This is a genomic window from Falsiroseomonas sp. (assembly GCF_051860665.1).
In the GTDB taxonomy this organism is placed as follows: Bacteria; Pseudomonadota; Alphaproteobacteria; order Acetobacterales; family Acetobacteraceae; genus Falsiroseomonas.
The window spans coordinates 80,795-100,221 of the sequence record NZ_JBHYDM010000014.1; the positions used below are offsets into that span (position 1 = coordinate 80,795).

Annotated in this window: 16 protein-coding genes; all 16 read left to right on the forward strand. The window is 71.7% G+C overall.

The features are described 5' to 3' along the window. Positions 1-333 precede the first annotated feature (333 nt). The 16 genes from ACTIF1_RS15685 (at position 334) to ftsZ (ending at position 19,233) form a co-directional block, all read left to right on the forward strand. Complete coding sequence (locus ACTIF1_RS15685; RefSeq protein WP_439597373.1) at positions 334-810, forward strand: division/cell wall cluster transcriptional repressor MraZ; 477 nt, start codon at positions 334-336, stop codon at positions 808-810. Then, a complete protein-coding gene (gene rsmH, locus ACTIF1_RS15690) occupies positions 807-1,757 on the forward strand; it encodes a 16S rRNA (cytosine(1402)-N(4))-methyltransferase RsmH (RefSeq protein WP_439597374.1) in 951 nt (316 codons plus the stop codon). Before ACTIF1_RS15685 ends, rsmH begins: the two co-directional genes overlap by 4 nt. Beyond that, positions 1,754-2,650 (forward strand): cell division protein FtsL, encoded by an 897-nt coding sequence (gene ftsL, locus ACTIF1_RS15695; protein WP_439597375.1) that lies wholly within the window; start codon positions 1,754-1,756, stop codon positions 2,648-2,650. The genes rsmH and ftsL overlap by 4 nt, the downstream gene beginning before the upstream one ends. An 8-nt stretch (positions 2,651-2,658) precedes the next feature. Then, positions 2,659-4,602 carry a peptidoglycan D,D-transpeptidase FtsI family protein gene (locus ACTIF1_RS15700; RefSeq protein WP_439597376.1) on the forward strand — a complete coding sequence of 648 codons (1,944 nt, stop codon included), beginning with the start codon at positions 2,659-2,661 and terminating at the stop codon, positions 4,600-4,602. Then, on the forward strand, positions 4,589-6,082 hold the full coding sequence (locus tag ACTIF1_RS15705) for a UDP-N-acetylmuramoyl-L-alanyl-D-glutamate--2,6-diaminopimelate ligase (protein ID WP_439597377.1): 1,494 nt from the start codon (positions 4,589-4,591) through the stop codon (positions 6,080-6,082). Before ACTIF1_RS15700 ends, ACTIF1_RS15705 begins: the two co-directional genes overlap by 14 nt. Then, positions 6,079-7,449: a UDP-N-acetylmuramoyl-tripeptide--D-alanyl-D-alanine ligase gene (locus tag ACTIF1_RS15710; protein WP_439597378.1), complete on the forward strand. Its 1,371-nt coding sequence runs from the start codon at positions 6,079-6,081 to the stop codon at positions 7,447-7,449. Before ACTIF1_RS15705 ends, ACTIF1_RS15710 begins: the two co-directional genes overlap by 4 nt. Next, entirely contained in the window at positions 7,446-8,534 is a 1,089-nt protein-coding gene (gene mraY / locus ACTIF1_RS15715; protein ID WP_439597379.1) for a phospho-N-acetylmuramoyl-pentapeptide-transferase, read from the forward strand. The genes ACTIF1_RS15710 and mraY overlap by 4 nt, the downstream gene beginning before the upstream one ends. Before the next feature lie 2 nt (positions 8,535-8,536). Continuing rightward, the gene (murD, locus tag ACTIF1_RS15720) at positions 8,537-9,931 is read left to right on the forward strand and encodes a UDP-N-acetylmuramoyl-L-alanine--D-glutamate ligase (protein ID WP_439597380.1); all 1,395 of its coding nucleotides are present in this window, start codon (positions 8,537-8,539) and stop codon (positions 9,929-9,931) included. Next, on the forward strand, positions 9,928-11,058 hold the full coding sequence (locus ACTIF1_RS15725; protein ID WP_439597381.1) for an FtsW/RodA/SpoVE family cell cycle protein: 1,131 nt from the start codon (positions 9,928-9,930) through the stop codon (positions 11,056-11,058). The genes murD and ACTIF1_RS15725 overlap by 4 nt, the downstream gene beginning before the upstream one ends. Continuing rightward, on the forward strand, positions 11,058-12,197 hold the full coding sequence (gene murG, locus ACTIF1_RS15730; RefSeq protein WP_439597382.1) for an undecaprenyldiphospho-muramoylpentapeptide beta-N-acetylglucosaminyltransferase: 1,140 nt from the start codon (positions 11,058-11,060) through the stop codon (positions 12,195-12,197). The genes ACTIF1_RS15725 and murG overlap by 1 nt, the downstream gene beginning before the upstream one ends. Continuing rightward, positions 12,197-13,639, forward strand: a complete 1,443-nt coding sequence (murC, locus tag ACTIF1_RS15735) for a UDP-N-acetylmuramate--L-alanine ligase (RefSeq protein ID WP_439597383.1) — start codon at positions 12,197-12,199, stop codon at positions 13,637-13,639. Before murG ends, murC begins: the two co-directional genes overlap by 1 nt. Before the next feature lie 14 nt (positions 13,640-13,653). Continuing rightward, positions 13,654-14,553 (forward strand): UDP-N-acetylmuramate dehydrogenase, encoded by a 900-nt coding sequence (gene murB, locus ACTIF1_RS15740; RefSeq protein ID WP_439597384.1) that lies wholly within the window; start codon positions 13,654-13,656, stop codon positions 14,551-14,553. Continuing rightward, positions 14,550-15,470, forward strand: a complete 921-nt coding sequence (locus tag ACTIF1_RS15745) for a D-alanine--D-alanine ligase (protein ID WP_439597385.1) — start codon at positions 14,550-14,552, stop codon at positions 15,468-15,470. Before murB ends, ACTIF1_RS15745 begins: the two co-directional genes overlap by 4 nt. Beyond that, positions 15,460-16,350, forward strand: a complete 891-nt coding sequence (locus ACTIF1_RS15750) for a cell division protein FtsQ/DivIB (protein WP_439597386.1) — start codon at positions 15,460-15,462, stop codon at positions 16,348-16,350. Before ACTIF1_RS15745 ends, ACTIF1_RS15750 begins: the two co-directional genes overlap by 11 nt. Continuing rightward, positions 16,347-17,639 (forward strand): cell division protein FtsA, encoded by a 1,293-nt coding sequence (gene ftsA, locus ACTIF1_RS15755; RefSeq protein ID WP_439597387.1) that lies wholly within the window; start codon positions 16,347-16,349, stop codon positions 17,637-17,639. The genes ACTIF1_RS15750 and ftsA overlap by 4 nt, the downstream gene beginning before the upstream one ends. A 76-nt stretch (positions 17,640-17,715) precedes the next feature. After that, positions 17,716-19,233 carry a cell division protein FtsZ gene (gene ftsZ / locus ACTIF1_RS15760; RefSeq protein WP_439597388.1) on the forward strand — a complete coding sequence of 506 codons (1,518 nt, stop codon included), beginning with the start codon at positions 17,716-17,718 and terminating at the stop codon, positions 19,231-19,233. The last annotated feature ends 194 nt before the right edge of the window (positions 19,234-19,427 follow it).

Here is a 19,427-nt window from a genome sequence, read left to right on the forward strand (position 1 = left end):
TGGCGCGCGTCGGAACAAGAACAAACCAAGAATTTCTGGTCCAGAACGTCATCACGCGCAGTTTTCTCCGCCCTTCCGGGAGAACTCGCCGCTAATCATCTGTTAAGGCGTGATTTTTTCCGCGCAGCCATGCGCTGGAAGCCCGGATTTAGCTTGCTCACCCAGAAAATCCCGGGTATTCCCTGGTTATCCCATGCGGGGCCCTGCTCGGGGGGGCAAATAGGGGCTTCGAACGGGATGGTCGGGCGAGCCGGCGAGGTCGGGGGGCCTCGCCGGCCGCTGAGCGGGGAACGGCGGCCCAGCGGCCGCCTTTGGGGGCAACAGCATCGCGCGATGACCCAATTCGTGGGCACGCATACTGGAAAGCTGGACCGCAAGGGCCGCATTTCCGTGCCCGCGCCCTTCCGCGCAGAGCTGGAGGCTGCCGCCACCAACCAGCTGGTCTTTCGTGTCTCCCACACCCATCCCTGCATCGAGGCACGTTCGCGCCCGGTTTTCCAGCAGATCGTCGACAGTATCGAGGCCCTGCCGCATTTTTCCGAGGAGCGCGAATTGCTGGAATCCACGCTCATCGCCGGCAGCGAGATGCTGAAGCTGGATGGCGAGGGCCGCCTGGTGCTGCCCGAGGATCTGATCGCCGATGCCGCCCTCGGCGACCAGGTCGTCTTCCTTGGCAAGGGAAATCGTTTCGAGATCTGGAATGAGGCAGCCGGCCGCGCCCATGTGCTGGAGTCGAAGCAGAAGGCGCGCGAAATGCGACTGACGCTTGCTGCAACAGGGCTCAACACGACTCCGAAGAGCGTGCCATGACCGGCCATATCCCCGTCATGCTGGAGGAAGTTCTGGCGTTACTGCAGCCGCGCGACGGCGCCATCTACCTCGATGCCACCTTCGGCGGTGGCGGCTATGCCGCCGCCATCCTGGCCGCGGCGGATTGCACGCTCTGGGCGCTCGATCGCGACCCGGATGCCATCGCGCGCGGTGCGGCGCTGGCCGCCAAGTATCCGCGACGGTTGCATCTGGTGCAGTCCTGCTTCGGCGACATGCTCGACAGTCTCGCCGCCCATGGCATCGGCGCGCTGGATGGCGTGGTGATGGACCTCGGCGTCTCCTCCTTCCAGATCGACCAGGCGGAGCGCGGCTTCTCCTTCCGCCATGACGGGCCGCTCGACATGCGGATGGGCCGCGACGGGCCGACGGCGGCGGACCTCGTGAACACGCTGCCGGAGCGCGAGCTGGCCGCCATCCTCTCCGATTTCGGCGAGGAACGGCATGCCCGCCGCGTCGCCCGCGCCATCCTGCGCGAGCGCGCGGCCGCGCCCATCACCACCACCGCGCGGCTGGCCGAGATCGTCCGCGGCGCGGTGCCGCGCGACCCTTCGGGCATCGATGGCGCCACGCGGTCCTTCCAGGGGCTGCGCATCGCGGTGAATGACGAGCTGGGCGAGATCGAGCGCGGCCTGGCCGCGGCGCAGGCGCTGCTGGCGCCCGGCGGGCGGCTGGTCGTCGTCTCCTTCCACTCGCTGGAGGATCGGCTGGTGAAGCGCGCCATGGTGGGCGCCGCCGGCCGTGCCGGCGCGGCCTCCCGTCACGATCCCGCTGCGCTGCTGCCGCCTTCCGTGCCGGACTTCGACCTGCTGACCTTCCGCGCGCTGCGGCCCGGGGATGCGGAGCTTCACGCCAATCCGCGCGCCCGGTCCGCCCGCCTGCGGGCCCTCGAACGCCGCGACCCGACGAGCCAGGGAATCACCGCATGATCCGGCCCTTCACCATCCTCTGCTTCTGCGCCTTCGCCGGGGCCGGGGCCTGGCTGTACCAGGTGAAGCACCAGGTCGCGACCCAGGACCGGGAGCTGCGCGAGATCTGGCGGCAGATCGAGGCGGCACGCGACCGCACCTCCATCCTGCGCGCCGAATGGGCACTGCTGAACGAGCCGGGCCGGCTGCGCGAGGTGGCGCTGCGCCACCTGCCGCTGGAGCCGATGCAGCCGCAGCAATTCACCCGCCTGCCGGACATGGTGCGCCGCCTGCCGACCGCGGTTGCCTTCGCCGGCCCGCCGAACCTTTTCGTGCCGGAGACACCGCGTGGCGCCCCGGTGATGCTGGCCGCGGCGCAGACCCCGGTGCCGGCCACGCCGGCCCCTGCCCCTGCCCCTGCCCCCGCCACGGCCGCGGCACCGCCGGCCCGCGCCGCCGCGCCCGCGCCCAGCCGCACGGCGGAGGCGCCGCGCCGCGCCGCCACCGATGACCTGCGCCAGACCGAGGAAGCGCCCGCCCCGCAGGCCCTGGCCGCCACCCTGGCCGCGCAGCGCGCGACGCCACGCATGACCCCGCCGGTGCCCGCCCGCGCCGCGCCGCTGCGCGATGCGGCCCCACGCCCCACGCCCAGCCCCACCCCCAGCGCCCAGGCCGCGGCGCCGGCCCCGAGCCGAGCGGTGCAGCCGGCCATCCATATCGCCCCTGCCCCCAGCACGCCGACGATCCGCACCACCCAGGCGGCCCCGCCGGCGCCGACCTATGTCTCCGCGCTCGGCGGGGCCTCCTCCCTCGGCATCGGCCGGCCGATGATGGCGCCGCCGGTGCCCTTCTCCTCCGCCGCCGCCGCGACGCTCGACCGTGGCAGCGACCTTGCGCCGCCGCGCGCGCGCTGAGCCGCCGCATGTCCCCCCTCCCGCCCGCCCCGGACGCCCTGCCCGCCGGCCGCACCCTGGGCCAGGCCGCCGCCCCGCGTACCGATGTGGTGCGGGTGGGCCAGCCGGAGCTGGTCCGGCGTGCGGTGATGGAACGCACCCGGTCGCGCCTGCTGATCGCGGCCGGCGGCTTCGCGCTGCTGTTCGGCGCCGTGGCCGCGCGGCTGGCCGATGCCACGCTGATCTCCCCGGCGGAGCCGAAGCGGCTGGCCGCCATGGTGCGGCAGAACACACCCCCCGCCGAGCACCTGCCTGGCCGTGGCGCCATCACCGACCGCAATGGCGAGCTGCTGGCGGTGACGCTGCCGATCACGGCGCTCTATGCCAATCCGAGCGAGATCACCGACCCGGCCGGCGTGGCGCGCCGGCTGGTGCGCGTGCTGCCGCAGCTGAATGAGGAGCGGGTCGCGGCGCGGCTGAGCGGGGAGCGTCAATTCGCCTACCTCGCCCGCGCCCTGACGCCGCGCGAGCAGCAGGCGGTGAATTCGCTGGGCATCCCGGGCCTCTACTTCGAGGAGGCCGAGCGCCGCATCTATCCGCAGGGCCGCTCCGCGGCCCATATCCTCGGCGGCGTCGATGTGGACGGCAACGGCACGGCGGGCGTCGAGCGCTATTTCGACGAGCGCCTGCGGCTGCGGCGCGGCGAGGATCTGCGCCTGTCCGTCGATGTGCGCGTGCAGCTGGCGCTGCGCGATGCGGTGCAGCACGCCATCACCGACTATAACGGCATCGGCGGCGCCGGCATCCTCATGGATGTGCAGAGCGGCGAGGTGATCGGCATGGTCTCCCTGCCCGACTTCGACCTGGCCGAGCCGGCGCGGGTGGAAGCAGTGACGCCGGGCGCCGACGAGCGCGGCCACAATCCGCGCTTCAACCGCGCCACCGTCGGTGTCTATGAGCCGGGCTCCACCTTCAAGCTGCTCACCGCCTCCATGGCGCTGGATCTGGGCACGGTGAATATCTGGGGCGGCTACGATGCCTCCCGCCCGATCCGCTTCGGCCGCTTCACCATCAACGACTATCGCGGCAAGAATCGCTGGCTCGCCCTGCCGGAGATCCTGGCCTATTCGTCTAACCTCGCCTCCGCCCATATGGCCGCCGCCGTGGGGCCGCAGCGGCACCGGGAATTCATGGTGCGCATGGGCATGGGCTCGCGCATCGGCATCGAACTGCCGGAAACCGCGGTGCCGCTGATCCCGCGCCCGAATGCCTGGCGTGAGATCAACACCATGACCATCGGCTTCGGCCACGGCATTTCCGTGACGCCGCTGCATGTCATCACCGGCGCCAGCGCGATCGCCAATGGCGGCATCCTGCGGCAGCCGACGCTGCTGGCGCAGCCGCCCGGCACCGTCGCCGAAGGCACCCGCGTGATCAGCGAGGGGACATCTGCCACCATGCGCCGGCTGATGCGGCTGGTGGTGACGGATGGCTCCGCCCGCAGCGCCGATGTCCCGGGCTATTTCGTCGGCGGCAAGACCGGCACGGCGCAGAAGACCGGGCCGAATGGCGGCTATCTGCAGAACAAGCGCATCGCCGCCTTCGTCGGCGCCTTCCCGATCCATGCCCCGCGCTATGCGGTCTATGTGATGGTGGACGAGCCGACGCCGAATGCGCGCAGCCACGGCTTCGCCACCGCGGGCTGGGTGGCCGCGCCGGCGGCAGGCGAGATCGTGCGTCGCGTCGCCCCCATCCTCGGCATGGCGCCGGAGACGGAGCGGATGAACGAGATCCAGGCGGCGCTGTCCATCCCGATGCAGCCCGGCCGGCCGCGCGGCACCTCCCCGGTCGCGCCGGCCCGCGCCGCAACCACGCCGGCCCCTGCCACCCCGCCCAGCCGTGCCGCCGAGGCCCCCGGACGCCCGACGCAGAGCCCCGCCTTGTTGCGGGAGGCGAGCATTGCGCCCCGATGAGACCCCTGCCGCGCGCCGCCTGGACGATCTGCTGCGCGCGATCCCCGACCTTTCCGTCCCGGCCGCGCTGCCGGCCCTGGGTGGGCTGACGGCGGATAGCCGCCAGGTCGCGCCAGGCGATCTTTTCGCCGCCCTGCCCGGCGCCCAGGCCGATGGCCGCCGCTTCATCGCCCAGGCCGTGGCGGCCGGCGCCGCCGCCGTGCTGGCGCCGGAAGGCACGGAATGGCCGCAGGAGGTGCCGGCGCGGCCGCTGCTGCTGGCCGCCGATCCGCGCCGCGCGCTGGCGCTGATCGCGGCCGCCTTCCACGGCGCGCAGCCGCGGGTCTGCATCGCCGTCACCGGCACCAACGGCAAGACCAGCAGCGTGGATTTCCTGCGCCAGCTCTGGACGCTGGACGGCCATCGCGCCGCCTCGCTCGGCACGCTCGGCCTGCGCGCGGCAGGCTTCCCGGAAGGCCCCTCGCTGACCACGCCGGATCCCGTGGCGCTGCAGGCGATGCTGGCCAGGCTGGCGCAGGCGGGCTTCGAGGCAGCGGCGCTGGAGGCTTCCTCGCATGGGCTGGAGCAGCGGCGGCTGGATGGCGTGCGGCTGGCGGCCGCCGGCTTCACCAATCTGACGCGCGACCACCTCGACTATCACGGCGACATGGACCACTACCGCGCGGCCAAGCTGCGGCTGTTCGATACGCTGCTGCCGGAAGGCGCCGCGGCGGTGGCGAATGCGGAGATGGACGGCGCGACGCTGCAGGCGCTGCGCGCCATCGCCGCCGCGCGCGGGCTGCGGCTGCTGACGGTGGGCGAGGCCGGCGAGACGCTGCGCCTGGTGGCGCAGGCGCCGCTGCCGGAAGGCCAGGACCTCATCATGGAGGGGTTCGGGCTGCGCGAACGGCTGCGCCTGGCCCTGCCGGGCCGCTTCCAGGCGGATAACGTGCTGATGGCGGCGGGGCTCGCGATCGGCACCGGGATGGCGCCGGCGCGCGTCTTCGAACTGCTGCCGCGCCTACAGGGCGTGCGCGGGCGGATGGAACTGGCGGCGCGGCTGGCGAATGGCGCCGCCATCTACGTGGACTACGCGCATACGCCGGATGCGCTGGAGCGACTGCTGCGCGCGCTGCGCGCACATGTGGCGCCCGGTGGGCGGCTGCATGTGCTGTTCGGCGCCGGCGGCGACCGGGACCCGGGCAAGCGCCCGCTGATGGGCGCAGCCTGCGCGGCGCAGGCCGATGTCTGCTGGGTGACGGATGACAATCCGCGCAGCGAGGATCCGGCCGTGATCCGCGCCGCGGTGCTGGCCGCCTGCCCCGGCGGCATCGATGCCGGCGACCGCGCCGGCGCCGTCCTCCGCGCCGTCGCCGCGCTGCGGCCGGGGGATGTGCTGGCGGTGGCCGGCAAGGGCCATGAGAGCGGCCAGACCATCGGGCGGGAAACGCTGCCCTTCGACGATGCCGCGGTGGTGCGCGCGGCGGCGGGGCTGGCATGAGCGCGCTCTGGACCAGCGCGGAACTTCGCGCCGCGACGGGCGGGACGCTTGCGGCGGAGCTTTGCGTCAGCGGCGTGTCGATCGACAGCCGCAGCGTGGCGCCGGGCGAGTTGTTCGTCGCGCTGCGCGATGCGCGCGACGGGCATGATTTCGTCGCCGGCGCCCTGGCGCGCGGCGCCGCGGCGGCACTGGTGGACCATGTGCCGGCGGAGCTGGCCGGCGATGCTCGGCTGCTGCGTGTGGCGGAGACGCTGGAAGGGCTGCGCGCCCTGGGTGCGGCGGCGCGGGCGCGCTGCGCGGCCCAGGTCGTGGGCGTGACCGGCAGCGTCGGCAAGACGACGACGAAGGAGATGCTGCGCGCGCTGCTCTCCACCGCCGGCGCCACGCATGCGGCGGTGGCCAGCTACAACAACCATTGGGGCGTGCCGCTGACGCTCGCCCGCATGCCGCGCGAGAGCGCCTTCGCGATCATCGAGATGGGCATGAACCATCCGGGCGAGATCGCGCCGCTCTCGGCCCTCGCCCGGCCTCATGTGGCCGTCATCACCACCATCGCCGCCGCGCATCTCGGCCATATGGGCAGCCTGGAGGCGATCGCGCGGGAGAAGTCCGCGATCCTGTCCGGGCTGCTGCCCGGCGGCACGGCGGTGCTGCCGGCGGAGAGCGAATTTCTGGGGCTGCTGCGCGCTGCGGCCGGCGCCGCGAAAGTCCTGACATTCGGTGAGGGCGGCGACGCGCGCGCCACCCGCTTGGAGACGGATGCGGAAGGCAGCGATGTCACCGCCGAGGTTGCAGGGACGCGGCTCGATTTCCGGCTCGGCACGCCTGGGCTGCACATGGTGCATAATGCGGTCGCCGCGCTGGCGGTTGTCGCGGCGCTGGGCCTCGATGTCGCGCAGGCGGCCGGCGCGCTGCGGGATTTCCGCGCGCTGCAGGGGCGCGGCGACCGGCGCCGCATCGCCACCGCGGATGGCGGCAGCGCCACGCTGCTGGACGAGGCCTATAACGGCCAGCCGCCCTCGATGCGCGCGGCGCTGGCACTGCTCAAGCTGCTGCCGGCGCGGCGGCGCGTGGCGGTGCTGGGGCAGATGGGTGAACTCGGCGATTTTTCGCGCGATGAACATGCGGGTCTCGCGCCGCATATCGCGGAGGCGGCGGATCTGGTCTTCGCCTGCGGCCCGATGATGCGCCACGCGCTGGACGCCCTGCCCGCTTCCCGAATTGGCGCCTGGGCCGAAAAATCGGCCGAGCTCGCGCCTCTCGTCGTCGCCGCCCTTCGCGATGGCGACGCCGTTCTTGTCAAAGGCAGTCTCGCGACGGGCATGAAGACCGTGGTGCAGGCACTGACTGAAGGCCCGACTGCATGATCTTCCACCTGCTCGCCCCCATGGCCGAGAGCTTCGCGCTGTTCAATGTGGTGCGCTACGTCACCTTCCGGGCCGGCGCGGCCTGCATCACCGCGCTGATCATCGCCCTGTTCTTCGGGCCGATGCTGATCCGCTGGCTGCGCGCCAAGCAGAATGGCGGCCAGCCGATCCGCGAGGACGGTCCGGCGAGCCACCTGCTGACCAAGAAGGGCACGCCCACCATGGGCGGCATGCTGATCCTGCTGGCCCTCACCGGCTCCACGCTGCTCTGGGCCGATCTGCGCAACGGCTTTGTCTGGTGTGTGCTGATGGTGACGCTGGGCTATGGCGCGCTGGGCTTCGCCGATGACTGGCTGAAGGTGACCAAGCGCAACACCAAGGGCGTGTCGGGCCGCGCCAAGCTGATCGCCCAGGCGGTGATCGGCCTGGTGGCCGCCGTGTGGCTGGGCTGGCTGATGCCCGAGGCGCTGTCCGACAAGCTGGCCGTGCCGGTCTTCAAGGAAGTGCTGATCTCGCTCGGCTACGCCTTCCCGATCCTCGCCATGCTGGTGATGATGGGCGCCTCCAACGCCGTGAACCTGACGGATGGGCTGGATGGCCTGGCCATCGTGCCGGTGATGATCGCGGCCGGCGTCTTCGCGCTGATCGCCTATCTCGTCGGCAACCGCATATTTGCCGATCATCTGCAGCTGCATGCGGTGGCGGGGTCCGGCGAACTGGCGGTGTTCTGCTCGGCGCTGATCGGCGCGAGCCTCGGCTTCCTGTGGTTCAATGCGCCGCCGGCCGCCGTGTTCATGGGCGATACCGGATCGCTCGCCCTGGGTGGCGCGCTGGGTGCGGTGGCGGTGGCCACGAAGCATGAGATCGTGCTGGCGATCGTCGGCGGGCTCTTCGTGGTGGAGACGCTGTCCGTCATCATCCAGGTCTTCTGGTTCAAGCGCACCGGCCAGCGCGTCTTCCTGATGGCGCCGCTGCACCACCACTTCGAGAAGAAGGGCTGGGCGGAGCCCACCATCGTCATCCGCTTCTGGATCATCGCCATGATCCTCGGCCTGATCGGCCTTTCGACGCTGAAGCTGCGATGAACATGGAAAGCCGCCCCGGCACGGGCTTTCGGCCATTTGCCGGCCAGCGCATCGCGGTGGTCGGCCTCGGCCGCGCCGGGCTGCCGGCGGCGGCGCGGCTGCTGGAATGGGGCGCGGAGGTCACCTGCTGGGACGACGGCGCGCCGGCCCGCGCGGCGGCGGAGGCGGCGGGTTTTGCGTTAAGTGATCCTGCGCAGGGCCGCATGACGGCGGATGCGCTGCTGCTCTCGCCCGGCATCCCGCACACCCTGCCGAGGCCGCATCCGGCCGCGGAGGCGGCGCGGGCGGCCGGCGTGCCGATCCTCTGCGACGTGGAATTCCTGTTTCGCGCGGTGCGCGCGGCGGGCAGCCGGGCGGCCTTCCTCGGCATCACCGGCACCAATGGCAAGTCCACCACCACCGCGCTGCTGCACCATATCCTGACCGGCGCGGGGCGGATCTCGGAGGTCGGCGGCAATCTCGGGCCGGCCGCTCTCGGACTCAACATGTTGGGGTCGGAAGGGTTCTACACCCTCGAAATGTCCAGCTATAGCTTGGAGCGAATCGCGACGGTCGGCTTCAAGGTGGGGGTCATGCTGAACCTGAGCCCTGACCACCTCGACCGCCATGGAAGCATGGCCGGCTATGCTGCTGCGAAGATGAATATCTTCGCGCGGCAGGGCCGCGAGGATTTTTGCGTGCTCGGGCAGGACGATGATTTGTCCACAGCCATGGCCGCGGGACTGGCCGGAAAGATGATCCCGATTTCAGGTTTTCGCCCCGTGCCGGGCGGCATCTGGGCCGAGGGCCGCAGCCTGCGTGACGAGGCCGGCGAGATCGCCGATCTCGGCGCGGCCCCTGCCCTGCCAGGTGCACACAATGCACAAAATGCCGCAGCCGCGGCGGCCACCGCCTTGGCCCTCGGCCTGACGCGTGCCGATGTCGCGCGCGGCCTGCACAGCTTCGCCGGGCTGCCGCATCGGCAGGAGCAGGTGGGGCAGATCGGCGGGCTGCGCTTCGTCAATGACAGCAAGGCGACGAATGCCGAGAGCGCGGCGCGTGCGCTGGCCTCCTATGACCGCGTCGTCTGGATCGCCGGCGGCACCGGCAAGGAAGGCGGCATCGAGAGTCTCGCGCCGTATTTCCCGCGCATCGCCCGCGCCATCCTGATCGGCCGCGACGGCCCCGCCTTCGCGGCGACGCTGGCCCACCACGGCGTGCCGCATGAGGTCGCGGGCACGCTGGAGGAGGCCGTGCCGGCCGCCGCCGCCGCGGCACGGGCCACGGGGGCGGAGGTGGTGCTGCTCTCGCCGGCCGCGGCTTCCTGGGACCAGTTCACCGGCTTCGATGCACGCGGCGACCGCTTCCGGGCGCTGGTGCAGGCCATGGCATCCGCGGAGAGGGGGAAGGCGGCATGATCCAGGTCTCGCGCGCGGATACCTCGACGCTCGGCCGCTGGTGGTGGACGGTCGATCGCTGGACCTTGGCGGCCCTGCTGACGCTGATCGGCTTCGGCTATGTGATGATGCTGGCGGCGAGCCCGGCGGTGGCGGAGCGCATCGGCGCGGCGTCGCGCAACATGTTCTTCATGCGGCAGATCGCCTATCTGGCGCTGGCGGCCAGCGTGATGGTGCTGGTCTCCATGCTGACGGTGAAGCAGGTGCGGCTGCTGGCCTGGCTCGGCCTCGGCGGCGCCATCGTGATGGTGGCGGCGACGCTGGTGGTGGGCGCCGAGATCAAGGGCGCGCGGCGCTGGATCTCCCTGCCCGGCATCGGATCCCTGCAGCCCTCCGAATTCCTGAAGCCCTGCTTCGCCGTGGTGGCCGCCTGGCTGATCTCGGAGGGCAAGCTGAACAAGCGCTACGGCGCCACGGCGCTGGCCGTGCTGCTCTTCGTCATCATCGCGCTGCTGCTGCAGCGGCAGCCGGATATCGGCATGCTGCTGGTGGTCACCGCCGTGTTCTTCGCGCAGTTCTTCGTGGCCGGGTTGAACATGGTGATCGTGGCGGTGGCCGGGGCCTGTGGCGTGGCCGGTGCGGTCGGCGCCTATTTCCTGTTCCCGCATGTGCAGTCCCGCGTGGCCCGCTTCCTCGACCCCAATGCCGACAACTACCAGGCGGAGGTGGCGCTGGAGGCCTTCGGCAATGGCGGGCTGCTGGGCCGTGGCCCCGGCGAGGGCCGCATCAAGAACGTGCTGCCGGATGCGCATGCGGACTTCGTCTTCGCCGTGGCCGGCGAGGAATTCGGCCTGGTGGTCTGCCTGGTGATCCTGGCGCTCTTCGCCTTCGTCGTGGTGCGGGGACTGGTGCGGCTGCTGGGGGAGACCGATCTTTTCGTGGTGCTGGCCTGCGCCGGGCTGCTGACGCAGTTCGGGCTGCAGAGCTTCATCAACATGGCCTCCACCCTGCACCTGATCCCGACCAAGGGCATGACGCTGCCCTTCGTCTCCTATGGCGGGTCCTCGGTCATCGCCATCGCGCTCGGGATGGGCATGCTGCTGGCGCTGACGCGCCGCCGCCTGTCGCGCGCCGAGGACGATCGATGATGCGCGGTCCTGCCGTCCGCCCCATCGTCATCGCCGCCGGGGGCACCGGCGGCCATCTGTTTCCGGCGGAGGCGCTGGCGGCGGAGCTGGTGGCGCGCGGCGAACGTATCGCGCTGATGACCGATGCGCGCAGCGCGGCCTATGAAAGCCCGGCCTTCGGCAATGCGGAACGCTTCGTGCTGAAGGGCTCGGGCCTCGCCGGCCGCGGTGTGCGCGGCGCGGCGCGCGGTGCGCTGGCGCTGGCCGCTGGCACCATCGAAGCGCGCAGCATCCTGATGCGGCTGGATGCCGCCGCGGTCATCGGCTTCGGCGGCTATCCCTCCGTCCCGCCGCTACTCGCGGCGCGCACGCTGCCGAGTGCGACGCGGCCGGCAACGGCGCTGCATGAACAGAACGGCGTGCTCGGCCGCGCCAACCGGCTGCTGGCGCCGGGCGCCGATCTGCTGGCGCTTTCGGCCGCGGATACGGCGCGCGTGCCGTCCTCCGCCCATGTCGAGGTGGTGGGCAATCCTGTGCGGCCGGCGCTCGCCGCGCTGACCGGCCAGGGTTTCGCGGCACCGGGCGAGGATGGCGCGATCCGCCTGCTGGTGCTGGGCGGGAGCCTCGGCGCGCGCATCTTTGCGGATATCGTGCCGGGCGCGGTGGCGCTGCTGCCGGAGGGGCTGCGCCAGCGCCTGGTGGTGACGCAGCAGACGCGGGCGGAGGATCTGCCGCGGGTCGAGGCCGCCTATCGGGAGGCTGGCGTGCCGGCGGATCTCTCGCCCTTCTTCGGCGACATCGCGGTGCGGCTGGCCATGGCGCATCTGGTGGTGGCGCGCGCTGGCGCCTCCACCGTGGCGGAGCTGGCCTGCGCCGGGCGGCCTTCCGTGCTGGTGCCGCTGCCGCATGCGATCGACGACCACCAGACGGCGAATGGCCGGCTGCTGGAAGGCGCCGGCGCCGCCTGGATCATGAAGCAGCCGGCCTTTACGCCGGAGGCCCTGTCGCGGCAGATGCAGGCGATGTTCACCACCCCCGCCGTGCTGGCCCGCGCGGCCGCGGCGGCCGCCACGCTGGCGCGCCCGGATGCGGCGCGACGGCTGGCGGATCTTGTACAGAATTTGGCCCATCGCACCGACGCGATGGCGGAGTCCCGCTGATGCGCGCGCTGCCCCTTTCCATCGGCCCGATTCACTTCGTGGGCATCGGCGGCATCGGCATGTCCGGCATCGCGGAGGTGCTGCACAACCTCGGCTATTCCGTTCAGGGCAGCGATATCGCGGAGGGCTACAACGTCACCCGGCTGCGCGAGAGCGGCATTCCGGTGATGGTGGGGCATGACGCCGCCAATCTCGGCGCGGCGCAGGTCGTGGTCACCTCCACCGCCGTGAAGAAGGACAATCCGGAAGTGCAGGCCGCGCGTGCGCGCCTCATTCCCGTGGTGCGGCGCGCCGAGATGCTGGCGGAGCTGATGCGGCTGAAATGGGCTGTCGCCATCGGCGGCACCCATGGCAAGACCACCACCACCAGCCTGGTCGCCTGCGTGCTGGAGGCGGCGAAGCTCGACCCGACCGTGATCAACGGCGGCATCATCAATGCCTATGGCACCAATGCGCGCCTCGGCTCTGGCGACTGGATGGTGGTGGAGGCGGATGAGAGCGACGGCAGCTTCCTGAAGCTGCCCGCGGTCTGCGCCGTGGTCACCAATATGGACCCGGAACACCTGGACCATTGGGGCACGGCGGAGGCGATGAAGGAGGGTTACGCCCAGTTCGTCGGCAATATTCCCTTCTACGGCTTTGCGGTTCTGTGCGCCGACCACCACGAGGTGCAGGCGATGATCCCGCGCCTGTCGGACCGGCGCATCATCACCTATGGCTTTTCGCCGCAGGCCGATGTGCGGGCGGAGAAGCTGATCACGGATCGCATGGGCGCGACCTTCGAGGTGGCGGTGCGCGACCGCGCCACGGGCCGCAGCCGCACGCTGAAGCCGATGCGCCTGCCGATGCTGGGCAGCCACAATGTGCAGAATGCGCTGGCCGCCATCGCCATCGGCCTCGAGATGGATGTGGATGAGGCGACCATCCGCACCGCGCTGATGGGCTTCAAGGGCGTCAAGCGCCGCTTCACCCGCACCGGCGATGCCGGCGGCATCACCGTCATCGACGACTACGGCCACCACCCGGTGGAGATCGCGGCGGTGCTGAAGGCGGCGCGGCAGGCGGGCGCGCGCGACGTGGTCGCGGTGGTGCAGCCGCACCGCTATTCCCGCCTCGCCTCGCTCTTCGAGGATTTCTGCACCTGCATGAACGACGCCGGGACGGTGATCGTGGCCGATGTCTATGCCGCCGGCGAGCAGCCGATGCCGGGCTATGACCGGGATGCGCTGGTCGAGGGTCTGCGTGCCCGCGGGCATCGCAGCGTGGTGCCGCTGCCCGGGCCCGACAGCCTGGCGGAGATGGTGAATGCCATCGCCAAGTCGGGCGACTATGTCGTGTGCCTCGGCGCCGGCACCATCACGACCTGGGCGCATGCCCTGCCGGAACAGCTGCTGGCGCTGCAGTCCCGCACCCGGCCGCGGCTGGCCGGGGGCCAGAAGTGACGGCGCCGCGCGACATGGCCCCGCACGCCACCCTGCCGCCGCTGCGCGGGCGCGTGACGCAGGATGCGCCGCTGGCCGCCTTCACCTGGTTCCGCGTCGGCGGGCCGGCGGAGTGGCTGGTGCGGCCGGCGGATGTGGACGACCTGCTGCTGCTGCTGCGCGACCTGCCGGAGGCCACGCCGCTGACGGTGGTGGGCGCGGCTTCGAACCTCATCATCCGCGATGGCGGCGTGCGCGGCGTGGTGCTGCGCCTGGCGGGACGTGGCTTCGGCGAAGTGGTGGTCGAGGCCGACGGAATCATGGCTGGCGCCGCGGCGCTGGATGCGGTGGTGGCGGAACATGCCGCGGCCGCCGGCCTCGCGGGGCTGGAATTCCTCTGCGGCATTCCGGGCAGCATCGGCGGCGCGGTCGCGATGAATGCCGGCGCCTATGGGCGCGAGGTGGGGGATGCGCTGGATTGGGCGGAGGTGGCCACGCCGCAGGGCCTGCTGCGGCTGAGCGCGGCGGAGCTGCACTTCGCATATCGCCGCGCCACGCTGCCGGCACGCGGTGTGGTCGTGCGCGCGCGTTTTCGCGCGCAGCCCGGCGATGCCGCAGCGATCGCGGCGGAAATGACGAAAATCCGTACAGCTCGGGAAGCGTCGCAGCCCGTGCGCGCCCGCACCGGTGGCTCCACCTTCAAGAATCCGCCGGGCCAGAAGGCCTGGGCGCTTGTGGATGCGGCCGGCTGCCGTGGGCTGGTGCGCGGTGGCGCACAGGTCTCGGAGCTGCACGCGAATTTCCTGCTCAATACCGGCGGCGCCACGGCGGCCGATCTGGAAGGGCTGGGCGAGGAGGTCCGGGCACGGGTGCTGGCGACATCCGGCATCGACCTGGAATGGGAAATCAAGCGCATCGGCGAGGTGGCGGCATGACGCGCGTATCGGTGCTCTTGGGTGGCGTCTCCGCGGAACGCGAGGTCAGCCTGGCCACGGGTCAGCAGGTGGTCGCGGCACTGCGCGCGGCGGGCTTCGACGTGACGCCGATCGAAGTCGGCGGCGACCTCGGCGCCGTCATCGGCGCGCTGCAATCCGCAAAGCCCGACGTCGTCTTCAATGCGCTGCACGGCCGCTACGGCGAGGATGGCTGCATCCAGGGCGTGCTGGACTGGATGGGCCTGCCCTATACGCATTCCGGCGTGCGCGCCTCCTCCGTTGCCATGGACAAGGCTGCCGCCAAGGCAGTGTTCCTCGCGGCCGGCCTGCCCGTCGCGGAAAGCCGGCTGGTGACGCCGGAGGAGCTGGAGGCGGCGGACCCGCTGCCGCTGCCCTATGTCGTCAAGCCGGTGAACGAAGGCTCCTCCGTCGGCGTCGAGATTTTTCGGGAAGGCAGCAATCGCCGCGCCGAGGTGGCGCGCGGCTGGAAGTTCGACAAGCGGATCATGGCGGAGGCCTTCATCCCGGGCCGCGAGTTGACCGTCGCCGTGATGGGCGACCGGGCGCTGGAGGTGACGGAGATCGACACCGGCCACGTCTTCTACGACTACGACGCGAAATACGCCGATGGTGGCAGCCGCCACACCCTGCCGGCGCCGGTGCATCCCGAAACCCGCGCGCGGGCGATGGAGATCGCGCTGCGGGCGCACCAGGCGCTGGGCTGCCGTGGCGTGTCGCGCGCCGATCTGCGCTACGACGACAGCGCCGGCGAACCGGGGCGCCTCGTGCTGCTGGAGGTGAATACCCAGCCGGGCATGACGCGCACCTCGCTGGTGCCGGAACAGGCGGCGCATGTCGGCATCGGCTTCCCGGAGCTTTGTGCCTGGATGGTCAGGGAGGCGCGTCATGGCCCGTGAACCCCTCGCCGCGCGCCGCACGCCGGTGCGCTCGACCCCGCGCAAGGAACCGGACCGGCCGAGCCGGCTGCGGCTCTGGCTGAAGCGCCGGCGCGGCCTGATGCGGCCGGCGGCGCTGTGGCTGATCGGCTGCAGCCTGCTGGGTGCCGGTGGCTATGCCGTCTATGCCGTGGACCCGGCCGGGCGCGTGCGCGCGGTGGTGGACAATGCGGCGGAGCTCGGCCTCGCCGCGGGGTTGCAGGTGGCGGAGGTGGTGGTCGAGGGCCGCCAGAACACGCCGCCCGACCTGATCCGCGCGGCGATCGGCGCGGAGCTTGGCGACCCCATGCTCGGCTTCTCGCCGACCGAGGCGCGGGAACGGCTGGAGACCATCGCCTGGGTCGAGTCCGCGCATGTCGAGCGCCGCCTGCCCGGCACCATCCTGGTGCGGCTGACCGAACGCGCACCCTTCGCCATCTGGCAGCACCAGGGCCGTTTCGCGGTGATCGACCGCGAGGGGCTGGTGGTGGAGACGGAGACGCTCGACGCCTTCGGGCCGCTGCCCCTGGTGGTGGGCGCGGGGGCGGAGAAGCACGCGGCGGCGCTCTATGACCTGCTGCTGGCGCATCGCAATATCCTGGCCCGCACCCAGGCGCTGGTGCGTGTGGGTGAGCGGCGCTGGAACCTGCGGCTGCATAGCGGCACCGATGTGCTGCTGCCGGAAGGGCAGGAGGCGCCGGCGCTGAACCGGCTTTCGGAATTGCAGGCACGCAATGCGCTGCTGGACCGGCCGCTGCTCGCCGTGGATATGCGGCTGCCGGATCGCCTCGTGGTGCGGCAGCAGCCGCCGGCCGAGGAGACGCCGGCGCGCCGCAATGCGACGCGGAGCACGCGCGGATGAATGCGCTCTCGCGCCTTCCCGCGGGCGTGGAGCCGCCCAGCGAACGCCGCCGCCGCGGCGCGCGCAGCGGCGTCTTCGGCGTGCTCGATATCGGCACCACCAAGGTGGTCTGCCTGATCGCGCGCATCGAGGGCGATGGCGAGCCGCGCGTGCTGGGCTTCGGCTGGCAGCGCGGCCGCGGCGTGAAGGGCGGCTCCATCATCGACCTGGAGGAGGCGGAGCGCGCGGTGCGCGCCGCCGTCGGCCAGGCGGAGGAGATGGCGGATACGCAGCTGTCCGGCGCCATCGTGAACCTGTCCTGCGGCCAGCCGGATTCGCGCCTGCTGCATGTGCAATGGCCGATCGGCGGCCGCGCGGTGACGGAGCCCGACCTGCGCGCCATCCTGACGGAAGGCCGCCGCCGCGGCACCGAGGATGGGCGGGAGACGGTGCATGGCTCGCCCGTCTCCTTCACCGTGGATGCGACGCCCGGCGTCGAGGATCCGCGCGGCATGGTCTGCGACACGCTGGGCGCGCGGGTGCATCTGGTGGACGCCTCGCAGGCCGCGCTGCGCAATCTCGGCGCCTGCCTGGCACGCTGCGACCTGGAGGTGGAGGAGCTGGTCTCCTCCCCGCTCGCCGCCGGCCTCGCCACGCTGGTGGAGGATGAGAAGCGCATCGGCTGCACCGTCATCGACATGGGCGGCGGCACCACCTCCATCGCCGTCTTCAGCGAGGGGCAGCTGATCCATACCGCGCAGATCCCGGTCGGCGGCTGGCAGGTGACGAACGACCTGGCGCGCGTGCTGTCCACGCCGATCAACCACGCCGAGCGGCTGAAGACGCTGCATGGCGGGGCGATGGCGGCCGCCGATGACGACCGGGAGATGCTGCCCGTGCCGCTCGTGGGCGAGGATGAGGACCACATCGCCCGGGTGCCGCGCGCGATGATCGTCAATATCATCCGTCCGCGACTCGAGGAGACTTTCGAATTCGTGCGTGAGCGGCTGGAGAATGCGGGCGTGGCGAAGGAGGCCGGCACACGCGTGGTGCTGACCGGCGGCGCCAGCCAGCTGATCGGCGCGCGCGAGTTGGCGGCGCGCGTGCTGGACCGCCAGGTGCGGGTCGGTCGCCCGCGCAACGTGCGCGGCCTGCCGGAGACCGCTGGCGGCCCGCCCTTTGCCACCGCCATCGGGCTGCTCGCCTGGGGCGCAGGCGAGGGCCGGCCGCTGATCGACATTGCCCCAGGCGCTGACCGGCATGGTGGCCGCTTGCGCCGCTTCATCGAATGGCTGCGGGTGCGGGTCTGACGATGCGCCCCGCCTGCTTCCCCCACACCCTCCTTTGGCCTGACGCAAGGCTGAGCTTCCAGGAAAGGCCCCCAGCATGACCCTCAACCTGACGATCCCGAATCAGCAGCACACGGATTTCAGCCCGCGCATCACCGTGGTCGGCGTCGGCGGCGGCGGCACCAATGCGGTGAACAACATGGTCACCATGGGCCTCGAAGGCGTCGAGTTCCTGGTCGCCAATACCGATGCGCAGTCGCTGCAGCACAGCAAGGCGGACCGCCGCGTGCAGCTCGGCTCCTACCTGACGCAGGGCCTCGGCGCCGGCGCCAAGCCCGAGATCGGCCGCGGTGCGGCGGAGGAGGCGGAGACCGAGCTGGCGCGCCATCTGGAAGGCAGCCACATGGTCTTCGTCACCGCCGGCATGGGCGGCGGCACCGGTACCGGCGCGGCGCCGGTCATCGCCCGCATGGCGCGCGAGCGCGGCATCCTGACGGTCGGCGTGGTGACCAAGCCCTTCGACTTCGAGGGGCCGAAGCGCCGCAAGGCGGCGGATGCCGGCATCGAGGAGCTGCAGCAGTTCGTCGACACGCTGATCGTCATCCCGAACCAGAATCTCTTCCGGCTGGCCAATGAGCGCACGACCTTCGCGGAAGCCTTCCGCATGGCCGACAACGTTCTGTACATGGGCGTGCGCGGCGTGACGGACCTGATGGTCAATCCCGGCCTGGTGAACCTCGACTTCGCCGATATCCGCACCGTGATGGCGGAGATGGGCAAGGCGATGATGGGCACCGGCGAGGCCGAGGGCGAGGGCCGCGCGGTGAAGGCCTCCGAGGAAGCCATCAGCAACCCGCTGCTGGAGGACACCTCCATGCACGGCGCGCGCGGCGTGCTGATCAACATCACCGGCGGCCTCGACATGACGCTGTTCGAGGTGGACGAGGCGGCCAACCGCATCCGCAAGGAAGTGGACGAGGATGCCAATGTGATCTTCGGCTCCTCGGTCGACGAGTCCATGAACGGCCGCCTGCGGGTGTCCGTGGTGGCGACCGGCATCGATGCGCGCGAGGCGCGCGAGGCGGAGCGGCCGAAGCTGGTGGCGGTGGGCGGCGGCGGCATGCTGCAGGCGGTGGCCAGCGCGCCGGTGCCCCAGGCGCATGCCCCGGCGCCGCAGCCGGCGACCGGCATGCGCGCGCCGGCCGGCTTCACGCCGCGCGTCGCGGCGCAGCCGCAGCCGGCGGCGATGCGCCCGGCGCAGACCTATGCCGCGCCGCAGCCGGCCCAGCCGGCCCCGGTGCCGATGGCGGCCCCGGTGGTGGAAGCCCCCGTGGCGGAAGCGCCGGTGACCATGGCGCAGGCGGAGCCCGCGCTGCGCGCCTCGGTCGGCACCCGCCAGCCGGCGCCGATGCCGCCCGCCCAGCCGGGCGGGCTGAACAACCTGTTCCGCCGCGCCACCGGCCTGATGCGGCGGGACCTGCCGGAGGCGCCGGTGCAGCAGGCGCCGCAGGCGCGGATGGAGCCGGCCGGCGCGCCGCGCCCGGTGGCGGCACCCACGCAGCAGGATGAGATGGGGCTCGATATCCCGACCTTCCTGCGGCGCCAGAGCAACTGAGGCAAGGATGGCGAAATGCGGCGAAATTGGGGCCTCGCCGCAACGCAATAAGTCATTTGAAACAATGGCTTGCGACGTAATACGGAGAAACAAGGCTTGAATGGCACCTCCCGGCGCCCGGTGGCAGTAACGCACTGGGACGCCGGGTCTGGACGCCCCTCGGTCACCTGCCCCCTTCGGGCAGGTCCGATTCT

Excerpts from the sequence above, each read along its gene's own strand:
- murD (WP_439597380.1), top strand. The coding sequence starts at position 8,537 with ATGGAAAGCCGCCCCGGCACGGGCTTTCGGCCATTTGCCGGCCAGCGC.
- mraY (WP_439597379.1), top strand. The coding sequence starts at position 7,446 with ATGATCTTCCACCTGCTCGCCCCCATGGCCGAGAGCTTCGCGCTGTTC.
- murB (WP_439597384.1), top strand. The coding sequence starts at position 13,654 with ATGGCCCCGCACGCCACCCTGCCGCCGCTGCGCGGGCGCGTGACGCAG.
- ACTIF1_RS15710 (WP_439597378.1), top strand. The coding sequence starts at position 6,079 with ATGAGCGCGCTCTGGACCAGCGCGGAACTTCGCGCCGCGACGGGCGGG.
- murC (WP_439597383.1), top strand. The coding sequence starts at position 12,197 with ATGCGCGCGCTGCCCCTTTCCATCGGCCCGATTCACTTCGTGGGCATC.
- ACTIF1_RS15725 (WP_439597381.1), top strand. The coding sequence starts at position 9,928 with ATGATCCAGGTCTCGCGCGCGGATACCTCGACGCTCGGCCGCTGGTGG.
- ACTIF1_RS15700 (WP_439597376.1), top strand. The coding sequence starts at position 2,659 with ATGTCCCCCCTCCCGCCCGCCCCGGACGCCCTGCCCGCCGGCCGCACC.
- murG (WP_439597382.1), top strand. The coding sequence starts at position 11,058 with ATGCGCGGTCCTGCCGTCCGCCCCATCGTCATCGCCGCCGGGGGCACC.
- ftsL (WP_439597375.1), top strand. The coding sequence starts at position 1,754 with ATGATCCGGCCCTTCACCATCCTCTGCTTCTGCGCCTTCGCCGGGGCC.
- rsmH (WP_439597374.1), top strand. The coding sequence starts at position 807 with ATGACCGGCCATATCCCCGTCATGCTGGAGGAAGTTCTGGCGTTACTG.
- ACTIF1_RS15750 (WP_439597386.1), top strand. The coding sequence starts at position 15,460 with ATGGCCCGTGAACCCCTCGCCGCGCGCCGCACGCCGGTGCGCTCGACC.
- ftsA (WP_439597387.1), top strand. The coding sequence starts at position 16,347 with ATGAATGCGCTCTCGCGCCTTCCCGCGGGCGTGGAGCCGCCCAGCGAA.
- ftsZ (WP_439597388.1), top strand. The coding sequence starts at position 17,716 with ATGACCCTCAACCTGACGATCCCGAATCAGCAGCACACGGATTTCAGC.
- ACTIF1_RS15745 (WP_439597385.1), top strand. The coding sequence starts at position 14,550 with ATGACGCGCGTATCGGTGCTCTTGGGTGGCGTCTCCGCGGAACGCGAG.
- ACTIF1_RS15685 (WP_439597373.1), top strand. The coding sequence starts at position 334 with ATGACCCAATTCGTGGGCACGCATACTGGAAAGCTGGACCGCAAGGGC.